This window comes from Aquitalea palustris, assembly GCF_003693445.1.
GTDB lineage: Bacteria > Pseudomonadota > Gammaproteobacteria > Burkholderiales > Chromobacteriaceae > Aquitalea > Aquitalea palustris.
In genome coordinates this window covers 1-13,378 of sequence record NZ_RFAR01000004.1, presented here as the reverse complement: position 1 = coordinate 13,378, position 13,378 = coordinate 1, and the positions used below count along the sequence as shown (strand labels likewise).

Annotated in this window: 14 protein-coding genes; 11 read left to right on the top strand and 3 right to left on the bottom strand. The window is 58.9% G+C overall.

Annotated elements, in window-relative coordinates:
- Nucleotides 1-97 precede the first annotated feature (97 nt).
- Nucleotides 98-1,081, bottom strand: a complete 984-nt coding sequence (bioB, locus tag EAY64_RS01115; RefSeq protein ID WP_103523077.1) for a biotin synthase BioB — start codon at nucleotides 1,079-1,081, stop codon at nucleotides 98-100.
- 128 nt (nucleotides 1,082-1,209) lie between these two features.
- On the opposite strand from bioB, the gene EAY64_RS01110 reads away from it, so the two are divergent.
- The 3 genes from EAY64_RS01110 (at nucleotide 1,210) to EAY64_RS01100 (ending at nucleotide 3,498) form a co-directional block, all read left to right on the top strand.
- Nucleotides 1,210-1,920 (top strand): ComFC family protein, encoded by a 711-nt coding sequence (locus tag EAY64_RS01110; protein ID WP_113024014.1) that lies wholly within the window; start codon nucleotides 1,210-1,212, stop codon nucleotides 1,918-1,920.
- Between the two features lie 40 nt (nucleotides 1,921-1,960).
- A complete protein-coding gene (locus tag EAY64_RS01105; protein WP_103522942.1) occupies nucleotides 1,961-2,425 on the top strand; it encodes a tRNA (cytidine(34)-2'-O)-methyltransferase in 465 nt (154 codons plus the stop codon).
- Nucleotides 2,426-2,700: 275 nt separating this feature from the next.
- Nucleotides 2,701-3,498: a septal ring lytic transglycosylase RlpA family protein gene (locus EAY64_RS01100; RefSeq protein WP_226034222.1), complete on the top strand. Its 798-nt coding sequence runs from the start codon at nucleotides 2,701-2,703 to the stop codon at nucleotides 3,496-3,498.
- Nucleotides 3,499-3,733: 235 nt separating this feature from the next.
- Here EAY64_RS01100 and yihA read toward each other — a convergent pair whose 3' ends face one another.
- Nucleotides 3,734-4,357, bottom strand: a complete 624-nt coding sequence (gene yihA / locus EAY64_RS01095) for a ribosome biogenesis GTP-binding protein YihA/YsxC (RefSeq protein ID WP_103522940.1) — start codon at nucleotides 4,355-4,357, stop codon at nucleotides 3,734-3,736.
- 90 nt (nucleotides 4,358-4,447) lie between these two features.
- On the opposite strand from yihA, the gene EAY64_RS01090 reads away from it, so the two are divergent.
- The 5 genes from EAY64_RS01090 (at nucleotide 4,448) to EAY64_RS01070 (ending at nucleotide 10,331) form a co-directional block, all read left to right on the top strand.
- Nucleotides 4,448-5,059 carry a c-type cytochrome gene (locus EAY64_RS01090; RefSeq protein WP_103522939.1) on the top strand — a complete coding sequence of 204 codons (612 nt, stop codon included), beginning with the start codon at nucleotides 4,448-4,450 and terminating at the stop codon, nucleotides 5,057-5,059.
- 73 nt (nucleotides 5,060-5,132) lie between these two features.
- Nucleotides 5,133-7,157 (top strand): cytochrome c biogenesis protein ResB, encoded by a 2,025-nt coding sequence (locus EAY64_RS01085; RefSeq protein WP_103523075.1) that lies wholly within the window; start codon nucleotides 5,133-5,135, stop codon nucleotides 7,155-7,157.
- Nucleotides 7,157-8,299, top strand: a complete 1,143-nt coding sequence (ccsB, locus tag EAY64_RS01080) for a c-type cytochrome biogenesis protein CcsB (RefSeq protein WP_103522938.1) — start codon at nucleotides 7,157-7,159, stop codon at nucleotides 8,297-8,299. The genes EAY64_RS01085 and ccsB overlap by 1 nt, the downstream gene beginning before the upstream one ends.
- Nucleotides 8,300-8,419: 120 nt before the next feature.
- Nucleotides 8,420-10,006 carry a TerC family protein gene (locus EAY64_RS01075; RefSeq protein ID WP_103522937.1) on the top strand — a complete coding sequence of 529 codons (1,587 nt, stop codon included), beginning with the start codon at nucleotides 8,420-8,422 and terminating at the stop codon, nucleotides 10,004-10,006.
- The gene (locus tag EAY64_RS01070) at nucleotides 9,993-10,331 is read left to right on the top strand and encodes a GIY-YIG nuclease family protein (protein WP_226034221.1); all 339 of its coding nucleotides are present in this window, start codon (nucleotides 9,993-9,995) and stop codon (nucleotides 10,329-10,331) included. The genes EAY64_RS01075 and EAY64_RS01070 overlap by 14 nt, the downstream gene beginning before the upstream one ends.
- On the opposite strand, the gene EAY64_RS01065 is transcribed toward EAY64_RS01070, so the two are convergent.
- A complete protein-coding gene (locus EAY64_RS01065; RefSeq protein WP_103522936.1) occupies nucleotides 10,325-11,146 on the bottom strand; it encodes a class I SAM-dependent methyltransferase in 822 nt (273 codons plus the stop codon). The two genes, EAY64_RS01070 and EAY64_RS01065, sit on opposite strands and share 7 nt — an antisense overlap.
- 124 nt (nucleotides 11,147-11,270) lie before the next feature.
- Here EAY64_RS01065 and EAY64_RS01060 point away from each other — a divergent pair, with 124 nt between their 5' ends.
- From EAY64_RS01060 to EAY64_RS01050, 3 genes are all read left to right on the top strand, one after another.
- Entirely contained in the window at nucleotides 11,271-11,921 is a 651-nt protein-coding gene (locus EAY64_RS01060; protein ID WP_103523073.1) for an MBL fold metallo-hydrolase, read from the top strand.
- Nucleotides 11,921-12,256 carry an MGMT family protein gene (locus EAY64_RS01055; protein WP_103522935.1) on the top strand — a complete coding sequence of 112 codons (336 nt, stop codon included), beginning with the start codon at nucleotides 11,921-11,923 and terminating at the stop codon, nucleotides 12,254-12,256. Before EAY64_RS01060 ends, EAY64_RS01055 begins: the two co-directional genes overlap by 1 nt.
- Nucleotides 12,257-12,432: 176 nt before the next feature.
- On the top strand, nucleotides 12,433-13,182 hold the full coding sequence (locus EAY64_RS01050) for an outer membrane protein OmpK (RefSeq protein ID WP_103522934.1): 750 nt from the start codon (nucleotides 12,433-12,435) through the stop codon (nucleotides 13,180-13,182).
- Nucleotides 13,183-13,378 lie beyond the last annotated feature (196 nt).

The following is a 13,378-nucleotide window of genomic DNA, read 5'->3' as shown; positions in this document are numbered from 1 at the left end:
GAAAATGATTGCCCTTGCCGGGCGGATTTCACGAAAAGTATTCCTTATATATACATTTCAAAAATCCGGCCGCACAAGAGCAGAAATGGCCAAGGATTTACAGCGGGGACAGGTCCAGTTTTTCCATCAGAACACGGTCCGCATCCACCTCCGGATTACCGGTGGTCAGCAGCTTGTCGCCGTAGAAAATCGAGTTGGCACCCGCCAGGAAACACAGCGCCTGCATCGCTTCCGGCATCTCGCGTCGACCGGCCGAAAGCCGCACATAACTTCTGGGCATGGTGATGCGCGCTACCGCGATGGTACGGACAAATTCGGTCCAGTCCAGCGGTTCGGCCCCTTCCAGCGGCGTGCCGCCGACCTTCACCAGATTATTGATCGGCACCGACTCCGGTTGCGGTTCCATATTGGCCAACTGGGCAATCAGGCCGGCACGGTCTTGCCGCGTTTCATTCATGCCGACAATGCCGCCACAGCACACCGACAGCCCGGCCCCACGCACCTTGCCCAGCGTGTCCAGGCGGTCCTCGTACTCGCGGGTATGAATGATGTCGCCATATTTGTCCGGCGCGGTGTCCAGATTATGGTTGTAATAATCCAGACCGGCCTGTTTCAGTTTTTCCGCCTGCCCGTCCTTTAACAGACCAAAGGTGGCACAGGTCTCCATCCCCAGCGCTTTCACTTCGTTTACCATGCGCAAGGTCTGCTCCAGATCGGCATCCTTGGGGCCGCGCCAGGCGGCACCCATGCAGAAGCGGCCAGCACCATTGGCCTTGGCGGTACGCGCCACGGCGATCACCTCATCCACTGTCATCATCGGCTGGTTTTCCACTGGCGTATCGTGATGCACCGATTGCGGACAATAACCGCAGTCTTCCGGGCAGCCACCAGTCTTGATCGAAACCAGCGTCGACAACTGCACCTTGGTCGGATCAAAAAACTGGCGATGAATCTCGGCAGCGCGGAAAACCACCTCCATAAACGGCAGGCTGAGCAAGGCCTCGATCTCTGCCACCGACCAGGTATTGCTCTGTGGATGCGGCGTCGCCGGGCGGGAAAACTGGATGGCTTGAGTGGTCATGAATGAGCTTTCGTCACTGAAAAATACCAATTGCATTTAATGACTAATAGCAACTGGACAAATGGGTAATTTAAGAAAAAAACCGCGTGCGTAAGAGTGTCTGGTCGCAGTCTTGCAGAGGGGGCATTATGCTGTCAAATATAACCGGGCAATTAATTGACAATTGCACAATATTTAATCAATCCTGTTTGTTGTGTAATACACGAAACAGTGAATTCGGACTGTGCCGTGACTGCAAAACCAGCCTGCCCTTGCTAGCCGAGCAACACTGCCCCATTTGTGCAGAACCAGCAGCCACGCGGGATATCTGCGGCTTTTGCCTGCGTTCACCCCCCGCTTTCGACGCACTACACGCTCCCTACCTGTTTGGCTACCCCCTGAATGCAATTATTTATGCCATGAAGTATGGAAAGCGCCTGGAACTGACCGGCACCCTGGCTCGACTGATGGCCGAATTTGCCAGGAAAACCGCCATTCGCAGTGACCTGGTACTAGCTGTTCCCTTGTCAAATGAACGACTTGCAGAACGGGGCTTTAATCAGAGCATTCCACTGGCCCAGGCAATCGCTGTTACAATGGAAAGCCGTTTTTCCTCCACACTGTGTTGGCGAAAACGCAACACTGTGCCGCAAGCCTCTCTCGGACGTGCCGAAAGACGCCAAAATGTTCGCGATGCATTTGGCGTAAAACAACGTATTGACGGGCTTTCCGTCGCGATTGTGGACGATGTGGCAACCAGTGGAATGACCCTGTCCGCCCTGGCCGAAAAGCTCAAAAAACAGGGGGCAAAACGGGTCGATGCGTGGGTGCTCTGCAGGGCATTCTTCCCAAAAACTTGACCAAGATTTTGATTCTTTGGAACAATCCAGCCAGCCAACGATGTTCACCGTTGTTCTTTTTCAGCCGGAAATCCCGCCCAATACGGGCAATGTGATTCGTTTATGTGCCAACACCGGCTGTGAACTGCATCTGGTCAAACCCATGGGTTTTCCCATGGAGGATGCCAAGTTGCGACGAGCGGGCCTCGACTACCACGAATATGCCCGTGTCGTTGTCCATGAAAACTGGGCTGCCTGTCAGCAGGCCCTGCAAGGACGGCGAATTTTCGCTGCAACCACCAAAGGCGCCACGCGCCATGACCAGATCTCTTTCCAATCTGGGGACGTACTGCTGTTCGGTCCCGAATCCCGCGGCTTGCCGCCTGAAGTGCTGGAGGATTTTCCTTCATCACAGAGGATTCGTTTGCCCATGCGCCCCGAATCGAGAAGCCTGAACCTTTCCAATGCCGTTGCAATCACGGTGTTCGAAGCGTGGCGGCAGATCGGATTTGAAGGAGGAAGCTGACAGTTCACAGACCGGCCAACACTAACGGGCCAGCAAGAAACATTGTTGCTGAAGTGAACCAGACTGCAAGCCTGCACCCTGCCGCCATCGTGGCAGTGACGTGACAACACAGGCCAGGCAGTTTTGCTCTTCCAGGCAGGGACTGCACTCGCTAGCCGAGCGCAAGTCGCCAGTGTTTTTTGATGTGCCCAACAGCATAAGGGAGGTCTATGCAATCAGTACTCCGATGGCTGTGGCTTGTTTTTGTCAGTCTCGTACTCGTGGCCTGCTCCACCGTGAAGACGGCGAGCGCCACCAGCCAAGCGTCGGCCAAGCCGACCAAGAAGCCCACCGTAGCCAACAATGGCGGTGCCTATTTTCAGAAGGATGGCCCTGCCGACCACATTCCGGTCAATCTGAATCTGGTACCGGATGCCGTACCCCAAGCGGAACCGCTGATCAAGTCAGCCAACCAGCCTTACTCGGCGATGGGAATGAGCTTCCGTCCCGACACCAGCGAGAAACCCTTTCAGGCCAGTGGCCGGGCCTCCTGGTATGGCAAGCAGTTTCATGGCAGGAAAACCACCTCGGGTGAGCGCTACGACATGTTTGCCATGACGGCCGCCCATCCGACCCTGCCGATCCCGAGCTATGCCCGGGTGACCAATATGGCCAATGGCAAGTCGGTCATCGTACGCATCAACGACCGTGGCCCCTTCCACAAGAATCGTGCGATGGATCTGTCCTATGCTGCCGCCTACAAGCTGGGCTTCGTCAAGCAAGGCAGTGCCAAGGTCAGCATCGAGCGTGTGTGGCCGATGGCCGGCGGTGAAGCCGTCGCCAGCAACAGCCCCGACATCAAGGCAGAGGACAATCCCAAGTACCTGCAACTGGGCTCCTTCAACAAGCTGGCCAATGCCGAAGCCCTGCTGAAGAAGATGCTGGATGAAATGGATGACCGTTACGATTCCAAGCTGGGCATCATCAACCAGCAAGGCAATTACAAGGTGCGCCTAGGACCCTTCCCTTCGGATGCCGCCGTGCGCAGCGCAGCGGAAAGCCTGAAGGTGGAAAACGTGGTGATGAAGAACTGAGGGAATGGTGGCGGCCTGGCATCGCCGCTGCAATTGACCAAACAAAAGCGAAGGGAACTCCCTTCGCTTTTTTCATGCCTGGCGACCAGCGCCGGATGCCGGCCATAAAAAACCCGGCGCACATGGCGCCGGGGTAAAGGCCTTAATTGTCAGCGTAAGGCTCCCGCTCAGGGAGGCAAGCGGGAGGTGCCGGAGCACCTGCACGGTTAGTGTCAGCCTCCCCGACAAAGTTCCATCATTCGCCAGCCGGGGGCTCTTCCTGTTCTTTTTGTACAGCATCAAACCAGCCAATCACCACCTGCTCCACCTGTTCGGTGCCGGTTTTCTTCAGGCTGGAGAACAGCTGCACGCTGACGCCTGGGTAGTCGGCCAGCTCGCGCCGCACCATGTTCAGGGTCTGCTGCTGGTCGCTACGCGACAATTTGTCGGATTTGGACAACAGAATATGCACAGGCCGGCCGGTGTCACGGAAGAAGTTCAGCATCTGCCGATCCAGCTCCAGTAGTGGCCTGCGCGAATCCATGATCAGAATCAGGCCAATCAGACTGTCTCGCGTTTGCAGATAGCGACCCAGCAGCTGCACCCAGTGTGCCCGTACGGCTTCCGGTACTTCGGCATAGCCATAACCGGGCAAATCCACCATGAAACGTTCATGGCCCAGGTCAAAGAAGTTGATATGCTGGGTACGGCCCGGTGTCTTGGAGACATACGCCAGCCGGGTACGGTTAGCCAGCGTATTGATGGCGCTGGACTTGCCGGCATTGGACCGTCCCACGAAGGCAACCTCGGCGCGGGTGGGCGGCAAGTCCTTCAAATGGTTGACGGTGGTATAAAAAGTGGCGTTTTTAAAAATCGACATAGTAGTAAGGTTGATTTCAGTTGGTATAGAATAACAGGTTTGAAATTGCCACTTTTACAGATATTTAAGAATTCCTCACAAGGAGCGATCATGAAACGGATGATGCTGTTGGCTGTAGCTGCGGCAACCCTGGCTGGAAGTGCATGGGCAGAAGGCATTGCCAAGGGAGACCCGGTAAAGGGCAAGCAGATCGTTGACACGGTGTGTGCCGCCTGTCACGGTGCTGATGGCAACAGCGTAGCGTCGGCAAACCCGACCTTGGCCGGCCAGCATGAGGTGTATATCTACAACCAGCTGCAGGCCTTCAAGAAGGGCGAGCGCAAGAATCCGATCATGCTGGGCATGGCGTCGGCTCTGTCTGATGCCGACATGCACAATGTGGCCTCCTACTTCAGCCAGCAGAAACCCAAGGCACGTGAAGCGTCCAACAAGGATCTGATGGCGCTGGGTGCCAAGGTATATCGCGTAGGCAACCCGACCACTCACGTACCTGCCTGTATGGCCTGCCACGGCCCGGCCGGCAAGGGTATCCCCGACCAGTTCCCGCGTGTGGGCAGCCAGCATGCCGCCTACATCGCCAAACAGCTGGGTGACTTCAAGGCAGGTGTCGATCGCAAGAACGTAACCATGTCGGAAGTTGCTTCCCGCATGAGCGATGCTGAAATGAAGGCAGTAGCCGAATACATTTCGGGTCTGCGCTAATCGCAACTTTTGCGAATAGCCTTGTTCAAAAGGGAAGCCTTAACCGGCTTCCCTTTTTGTGTTCGGCACCAAGATGACAAAAAACTCCCGCAACACCGCTGTTTACAAGTTGTACGAGCTGTTCAGCTCGATGCGTTTCGCCATTGGTCTGCTGACCATCCTGGCCATCGCCTCGATCATCGGCACCGTACTGAAGCAGAACGAACCCTACCCCAACTACGCCTTCGAATTCGGCCAGTACTGGTTTGCCGTATTCGAGCAGCTGGGCTTGTATGACGTTTACCACTCGGGCTGGTTTCTGACCATTCTCGCCTTCCTGGTGCTGTCCACCTCATTGTGCATCCTGCGCAATGGCCCGGGCTTCATCAAGGACATGAAGGCCTACCGTGAAAAGGCCTCGGACAACTCGCTGGCTGCCATCAAACACAGCGTGGAGCTGCCTGCGGACAAGGTGGACCCGGATACCTTGCGCGCCTACCTGCGCGGCCAGGGCTGGCGCTGGCGCGAATACCAGCGCGAAGACGGCAGCCTGGTGCTGGCAGCCAAAAAAGGCGCGGCCAGCAAGCTGGGCTACTTCTTCGCCCACATTGCCCTGGTGGTGATCTGCATTGGTGGCCTGATGGATGGCAACCTGCCGCTCAAGCTGGCCGAGATGGTGGGCAGCGTGGTGCCGGAAACCCGTGACATCCCGCAAAGCCAGATTCCACCACAAAGCCGCCTCTCCACCGCCAATCTGTCATTTCGCGGCAATGTCACCATTGCCGAGGGCAAGAGCGGCGACGTGGTATTCCTGAATGCCGGTAATGGCTATCTGGTGCAAGAGCTACCCTTTACCGTCAGCCTGAAAAAATTCTATGTCGACTACTACAGCAATGGCATGCCCAAGCTGTTTGCCAGTGACATCGTGGTCACCGACAAGGCCAGCGGCAAGGTCACCGAAGCCCAGGTCAAGGTCAACCATCCGCTGATCGTGGATGGCGTGGCCATTTACCAGGCCAGCTTTGGCGATGGCGGCTCACCGCTATCCTTGAAGGCCTGGAACCTGGAAGCCCCGCAGATGCAGCCGGTGGACATCAAGGGCATTTCCATGGGTAGCCAGCCGCTGCGTGCCAATGGCAAGGACTACAATCTGGAATTCGGCGAGCTGCGTGTGTTCAATATCGAGAACATGAGCGGCAAGAGCGACGATGCCGCCGGCAAGAGCCTGTCCCAGCGCATGCAGGATGCGCGCGAGGTGAAGCATGAAAAGCAGCTGAAGAATATCGGCCCGTCCATCAGCTTCAAACTGCGCGACAAACAGGGCCAGGCCGTGGAGTTCCACCACTACATGGCGCCGATCCAGCAGGATGGTGCCAGCTATATGGTGGCCGGGGTGCGCAGCAAGGTATCCGACCCCTTCCAGTACCTGCGCCTGCCGCTGGACGACAAACTGTCGCTGGAGCGTTTCATGCGTTTGCGCAGCGCTTTCATGAATCCGGCACTCTATGATGAGATTGCACAGCGCACCACCGCCAAGGCCATGCAGGGCTCGGCCATCAGCCCGGCCATGCAGCAGCAGTTCGCCGGCAGTGTGAAATGGATACTGGCGCGCTTTGCCCAGGGCGGTTTCGTAGCGCTGGAGCAGTTCCTGGATGAGAAAGTACCGCAAGACAAGCGTCAGGCGGTGGCCCAGACCTACGTCAAGATCCTGCAGGGTGCCGTGGTGGATGTGATGGATGTGGCCGACGCCAAGGCCGGCCTGCCTCCCGTCGCCATGGACAGCCAGCACTATCGCTTCCTGCTGGACAGCCTGGTGGGCATCAGCGCCCTGCATGATTACCAGGCACCGGTGTTGTTGCAACTGCAGGGCTTTGACCAGGTACAGGCTTCCGGCTTGCAATTGACCCGCTCGCCGGGCAAGAACCTGGTGTATCTTGGCTCGCTGATGCTGGTGATCGGCATCATCCTGATGTTCTATGTACGCGAAGTTCGGCTGTGGCTGCGGTGTGGCACGGCCAGCGTGCGGCTAGCCATGAGTTCCAACCGGCACAACCGTGATCTGGACGAAGACTTCCGCCGCCGCAGCGAAGCAATTCAACAGTTGGTACGAGGTAAGTGATGGAACTGGCTCAATCCTTTGTCGAGCAGCCGCTGTACAAGCGGCTGAAGCCCAGCGACTGGCTGTATGCGGTACTGGTGCTGGTGGCTGCCGGGCAAGCCTGGCGCTTGTACAACCCCTTCATGGATGGCTATGAACAGGCGATTCTGGCCGGCTCCGCCATCGGACTGGTCGCTTTGGGCTGGTTCTGGAAAGCCTGGCGCTGGTTCTTCCCGCTGTCGGCCAGCGTGGCCCTGCTGGGCATCAGCCTCTACCATGGCCAGCTGGCCCGCGCTCAGACCGCGTTCTGGTTGAAGTTCCTGCTGTCCAGCCAGTCAGCCATCATGTGGATGTGCACGCTGTTCTTCCTGGCTACCCTGGTGTACTGGGCCGGCCTGCTCACCCGCTCGGCCATGCTGTCACGCATGGGCAGCGGCCTGACCTGGGCGGCGGCGGTGATGGGGGGAGCCGGCCTGTTCGTGCGCTGGTACGAGAGCTATCTGATCGGCAGCGATGTCGGCCATATCCCGGTATCCAACCTGTACGAAGTCTTCATCCTGTTCACCCTGATCACCGCGCTGATGTATCTGTACTACGAAGCGCGCTTTGCCACCCGCCAGGCGGGGGCCTTCGTGCTGCTGGTGATCAGCGCCGCAGTCGGCTTCATCCTGTGGTACAGCTTCGACCGCCAGGCGCATGAAATCCAGCCGCTGATCCCGGCCCTGCAATCGTGGTGGATGAAGATTCATGTTCCGGCAAACTTTGTCGGGTATGGTGCTTTCGCCATGTCGGCCATGCTGGGTGTGGCCGAACTGCTGGTGCTCAAGGGCGTGCTGAAAGACCGGCTGCCCAGTGCCGAGGTACTGGATGAAATGATGTACAAGGCCATTTCCATCGGCTTTCTGTTCTTCACCATCGCCACCATTCTGGGGGCCATGTGGGCAGCCGATGCCTGGGGTGGCTACTGGAGCTGGGATCCGAAGGAAACCTGGGCGCTGATCGTGTGGCTGAACTACGCCGCCTGGCTGCATATCCGGCTGGTGAAGGGCTGGCGGGGCGAACCGCTGGCCTGGTGGGCGGTCATCGGCCTCTTGGTCACCACCTTCGCCTTCCTCGGGGTGAACATGTACCTGACCGGCCTGCACTCTTACGGCGGTCTGTAAACCTCACCCAGCCCCGGCCAGTCGCACGGCCGGGGCTTTGCTTTGCCCCCGGCACGGACAAGAAAGCCGGGGTTTGTTATTGTGTGGACTGTTTCTTTTCAAGGATCGCGTTTTTACATCATGGATTTTTCATGGCTGTCTGACCCCTATGCCCTGCTAGGCCTCTTGACCCTGATCGTGCTGGAGGTCGTGCTCGGCGTCGACAACCTGATTTTCGTGGCCATCCTGGCCGAAAAACTCCCCCCCCACCAGCGTGACCGTGCCCGCGTGCTGGGCCTGTCACTGGCGCTGATCATGCGGCTGTTCATGCTGGCCGGCATCAGCTGGCTGGTGAAGCTGACCGAACCGCTGTTTTCGGTACTGGGGCAAAGCTTTGCCGGCCGCGACCTGATCATGCTGGGCGGCGGCCTGTTCCTGCTGTTCAAGGCCACCATGGAGCTGCACGAGCGGCTGGAAGGGGTGGAGCACAGTGATGGCAATGGCCAGAAAGCCTATGCCGCCTTCGCCACCGTGGTGGTGCAGATCCTGGTGCTGGACGCGGTGTTCTCCATCGACTCGGTGGTGACCGCCATCGGCATGTCCGAACACCTGGGCATCATGATGCTGGCGGTGGTCATCGCCATGAGCATGATGATCATGGCCAGCAAGCCGCTGACCCGCTTCGTCAACGCCCACCCCACCGTGGTGATGCTATGCCTGGGCTTCTTGCTGATGATCGGCTTCAGCCTGATTGCCGACGGCTTCGGTTTCCATATTCCCAAGGGCTATCTGTACGCCGCCATCGGCTTCTCGGTACTGATTGAAGTGTTCAACCAAGTGGCCAACGTCAACCACCAGCGCTATCTGAACAGCCGCAATACCTTCCGCTCCCGCACTGCCGACACCGTGCTGCGCCTGCTGGGCAATGCCCCCTTGCAGCATGGCAATCATCACGAGCAGGAAAAGGAAGAAGGCCCGCGCGAAGAAGGGGAAGGCGCGTTTGCCCACAATGAGCGGGCGATGATCCACAGCGTGCTGACCCTGGCCGAGCGGCCGATACGGGTGATTGCCACCCCGCGCTCGGACATCCACCGCCTGGACATCAGCCAGGATGCCGAACAGCAACGCAAGGTGCTGCGCGACAGCCCCTACTCGCGCCTGCTGGTGGTCGGTGCCGGCCGCATCGACGAGCCGCTGGGCATCGTCGCCCGCAAAGACCTGCTGGCCCAGCTGCTGGATGGTCAGACGCTGGACGTGATGGCCGCCCTGCGCCAGCCGCTGGTATTGCCGGAAGGCATGACCGTGCTCAAAGCCATGGAAGCCTTCCGCCAGCAAGCCGCTGACATGGCCTTCGTGGTGAATGAATTCGGCAGCCTGGAAGGCATCGTCACCCAGAAAGACCTGATGGAAGCGATAGCCGGTGACTTCCCGGAAGAACATGAGCGCCATGAACAGCCTGCCCTGGTGCAGCACGAAGATGGCAGCCTCGATGTAGAAGGCAGCCTGGAGCTGGTGACGCTGGAGCAATACATCGAACTGGGGGATTACGAGGACGAGGATTTCCACACCGTGGCCGGCCTGCTGATGCATCGCCTGGAGCGTATTCCGCGCCTGGGTGACAGCATCCGCGAAGGTGGCTGGGAAATCAGCGTGACCGAGCAGAAGGGCAACCGCACCGAGCGCGTCAGCATCTGCCCGCTGCCGCGCCTGGAAGATGAGCAGCACTGAGACCGGCAGCACCGCGCCGGCAGCGGCCTCCAGCTGGTACCTGTACATGCTGGAATGCCGTGACGGCGCGCTCTACACCGGCATCAGCACCGATGTGATGCGGCGCTATGCCGCCCACTGCGCCGGCAAGGGGGCACGCTACACCCGGCTCAACCCGCCGCAGCGCATCGTGCTGATCCATCCCTTTGCCGACAAATCACAGGCGCTGAAGGCCGAACATGCCGTCAAGCGCCTGTCTGCCGCCGCCAAACGCCAGCTGGCGGCCAAGGGTGACCTGAGCGACTGGCTGGCGGCACGTGCCGCCCAGCCTGACACTACTCAATAAACAAAGCGTTCGCGCAGATCTTCCAGATTCAGCTCGCGCAGAATGGCTTCCTGCCGTTCGCGTGCGCTTTGCTTGCCCTTGCCGACCTTCTTGGCAATGATCAGCTCGTTCTTCATCGAATGCTCCCAGCCCACCAGCTCGGTCACCGTCAGCTGGTAACCACGCGCCTCCAGCTGCAGACAACGCAGCACATTGGTCAGCTGGCTGCCAAACTCGCGGGTGTGGATGGGGTGACGCCATAGCTCGGACAGCGGCGTCTTGCCGAAGGTCTCGTTCTTTTTCTGGCGCAGCACCGCAGCCACCTCGGCCTGGCAGCAGGGCACCAGCACGATGTATTTGGCGTCCTTGGCCAGCGCAAAGCGGATGGCGTCGTCGGTGGCGGTATTGCAGGCATGCAGCGCAGTAATGATGTCCACCTGGGCCGGCAGCGCATCCGAGGTGATGGACTGCTCCACCGTCAGGTTGAGAAAACCCATGCGCGCGAAGCCCAGCCGGGCCGCCAGTTCCTGGGAGCTCTGCACCAGCTCGGGCCGGGTCTCGATGCCGAACACCTCGCCGACCGCCTTGTCCTTGAGAAACAGGTCGTACAGGATAAAGCCCAGATAAGACTTGCCAGCACCGTGGTCGGCCAGCGTCACACTGCCCTTGCTGTCCAGTACATCCTGCAGCAGCGGCTCGATGAACTGGTACAAGTGGTAAACCTGCTTGAGCTTGCGGCGGGTGTCCTGGTTGATCTTGCCGTCGCGGGTAAGGATGTGCAGTTCTTTCAGCAATTCCAGCGACTGCTGCGGTTTGATTTCGGGGATCAGGCTCATCTTGGCCTCCGGTAAAGCGGGAATGGCGCGATTTTACCAGTTTCACCGCCCCAGCCCCCGACAAGCTTGGCCGCTGGCGCGCACCATGCCACAATTTGCCATTCCCATTCCACCGAGCACCGCCATGTCCCTGCAGTACCACCTGATTCCGGTTACCCCCTTTGCCCAGAACTGCAGCGTACTGTGGTGCAGCGTGACGCGCGAGGCCGCCATTGTTGATGCCGGTGGCGATATCAGCCGCATCCGCGCCTGGATCGAACAGCAGGGGCTTACCGTCAGCAAGCTGCTGCTGACCCATGGCCATATCGACCATGCCGGTGGTGCCGGCGAACTGGCGGCACAATTGGGTGTGCAGATCGAAGGCCCGGAGCAAAGCGAAAGCTTCTGGCTGGACCAGCTGCCCAATCAGGGCCGCATGTTCGGCTTTCCTTCCAGCCCGGCCCTCACCCCGGAACGCTGGCTGAACGAGGGCGACAGCGTCAGCATCGGCCAGGAAACCCTGCAGGTGATCCACTGCCCCGGTCACACCCCCGGCCATGTGGTGTTCTACAGCGCCGCCGCCAGCCTGCTGGTGGCGGGTGATGTGCTATTCCAGGGCTCCATCGGCCGTACCGATTTCCCCATGGGCAATCACCAGCAGCTGATCGATGCCATCCAGCAAAAGCTGTTTTTGTTGCCGGATGACACCGTGGTGATTCCCGGCCATGGCCCACTCACCACCATTGGCGACGAAAAACGCCACAATCCCTTCGTGGCAGACGCCCGCTTCCGCTGATGTCGCCCGCCTTCGAGCACGCCGTGCTGCAGTTGGTCGGGCAGATTCCTCCAGGGCGAGTGAGCAGTTATGGCGTACTGGCACAACTGGCCGGTTTTCCACGCCATGCCCGCCATGTCGGCAAGCTGCTGGGACAGTTGCCCGAAGGCCATGCCCTGCCCTGGTACCGGGTAGTCAGTAGCGCAGGCAGTATCTCCCGTCCCGGCACAGAGCAGGCCGACTGGCAGCGCGTGCTGTTGGAACAGGAGGGGATCGAGTTTTCTGCCAGCGGTAAAATCAGCCTGTTTCGCTATGGCTGGCCAGCCGAATCCTATGCGCCGGGCGGCGCTGGCTGAGTTGTTCCTGCCGAATATTGTCTGACACGGCCGCATACTGTTTTCATAATGTTGCCGAAATGTTACGTCGCTCGAGCTGAAACTTTTCAATATGGAGCTTTCTGCGCTACCCTGCGCGCCCCGCATGGCTGCATGTGGGGAAATCCATATAAAAAAAGTTCACTTAGGCGGAAAAAATGAAAGCTCGCAAACTGCTGCTGGCCCTGTCCTTGCTGGGTAGCGCAAGCCTGGCCCAGGCCGACAACTGGTCTTTTGCCAATGTCAGTGCCAACTATCTCGATTGGTCTGGCCGCACCACTGACCAAAGTGGCAAGAAAGACTTTGCCTACCTGGAGGCCGAAGGCGGCATGGGTGGCAGCTGGGGTGATGTGTATGGCTTCTTCGATCTGGAAAATCCGGGCAAGAGCGACCACGGCACCAACGGTTACGACCGTCGCTACACCACCAAGGCCATTGGCCGCTTCAACCTGACCCAGGTCGGCAATGTACCGGTGCAGTTGTATGCCCACATCTACGATACCCGTGGCAACGACTTCTTCACCCAGAACCGTGTACTGGGTGTCAGCACCGAACTGAAGTACGGCAATCTGACCCTTAAGCCTTTCATCGGTGCCCATGATGAACTGGATGCATTCAGCGTGGGCTCCGGCTTCAATGGCTGGATGGCTGGCTATGTACTGCTCTACCCGTTCAGTGCTTTTGGCCAGTCCTTCCTGGTGACCCAATGGCATGAGACCGAATTCGCGCGCAAGCAGGAATTCACCCCCAACTACAAGCACAACACCGGTGAAAACGGTGCCATCGCCCTGTGGTGGAATGTCAGCAAGCGCTTCACCACCGGTGTGCAATACCGCTACGCCGACCAGAAGCTGGGCTCCGGCGAATACCAGAACGCCGTGATCTACAGCGCCAAGTACAATTTCTGATCCAGCGCCGATCACTGTTGTAGCCATAATACAAAACGCCTCCATCCGGAGGCGCCAGGCTGCTGACCATAGTAATTTGGTGCGATGGCACGGGGCCCGGCGAAGCCGGGCCTTTCGACTAAGTTATTTCGTCCGCAGCCTTCCCGTCTATTCCCCTTTCCCCCCGCCCTTGCCCTGCAAGGGAGCCTCGCTTTCC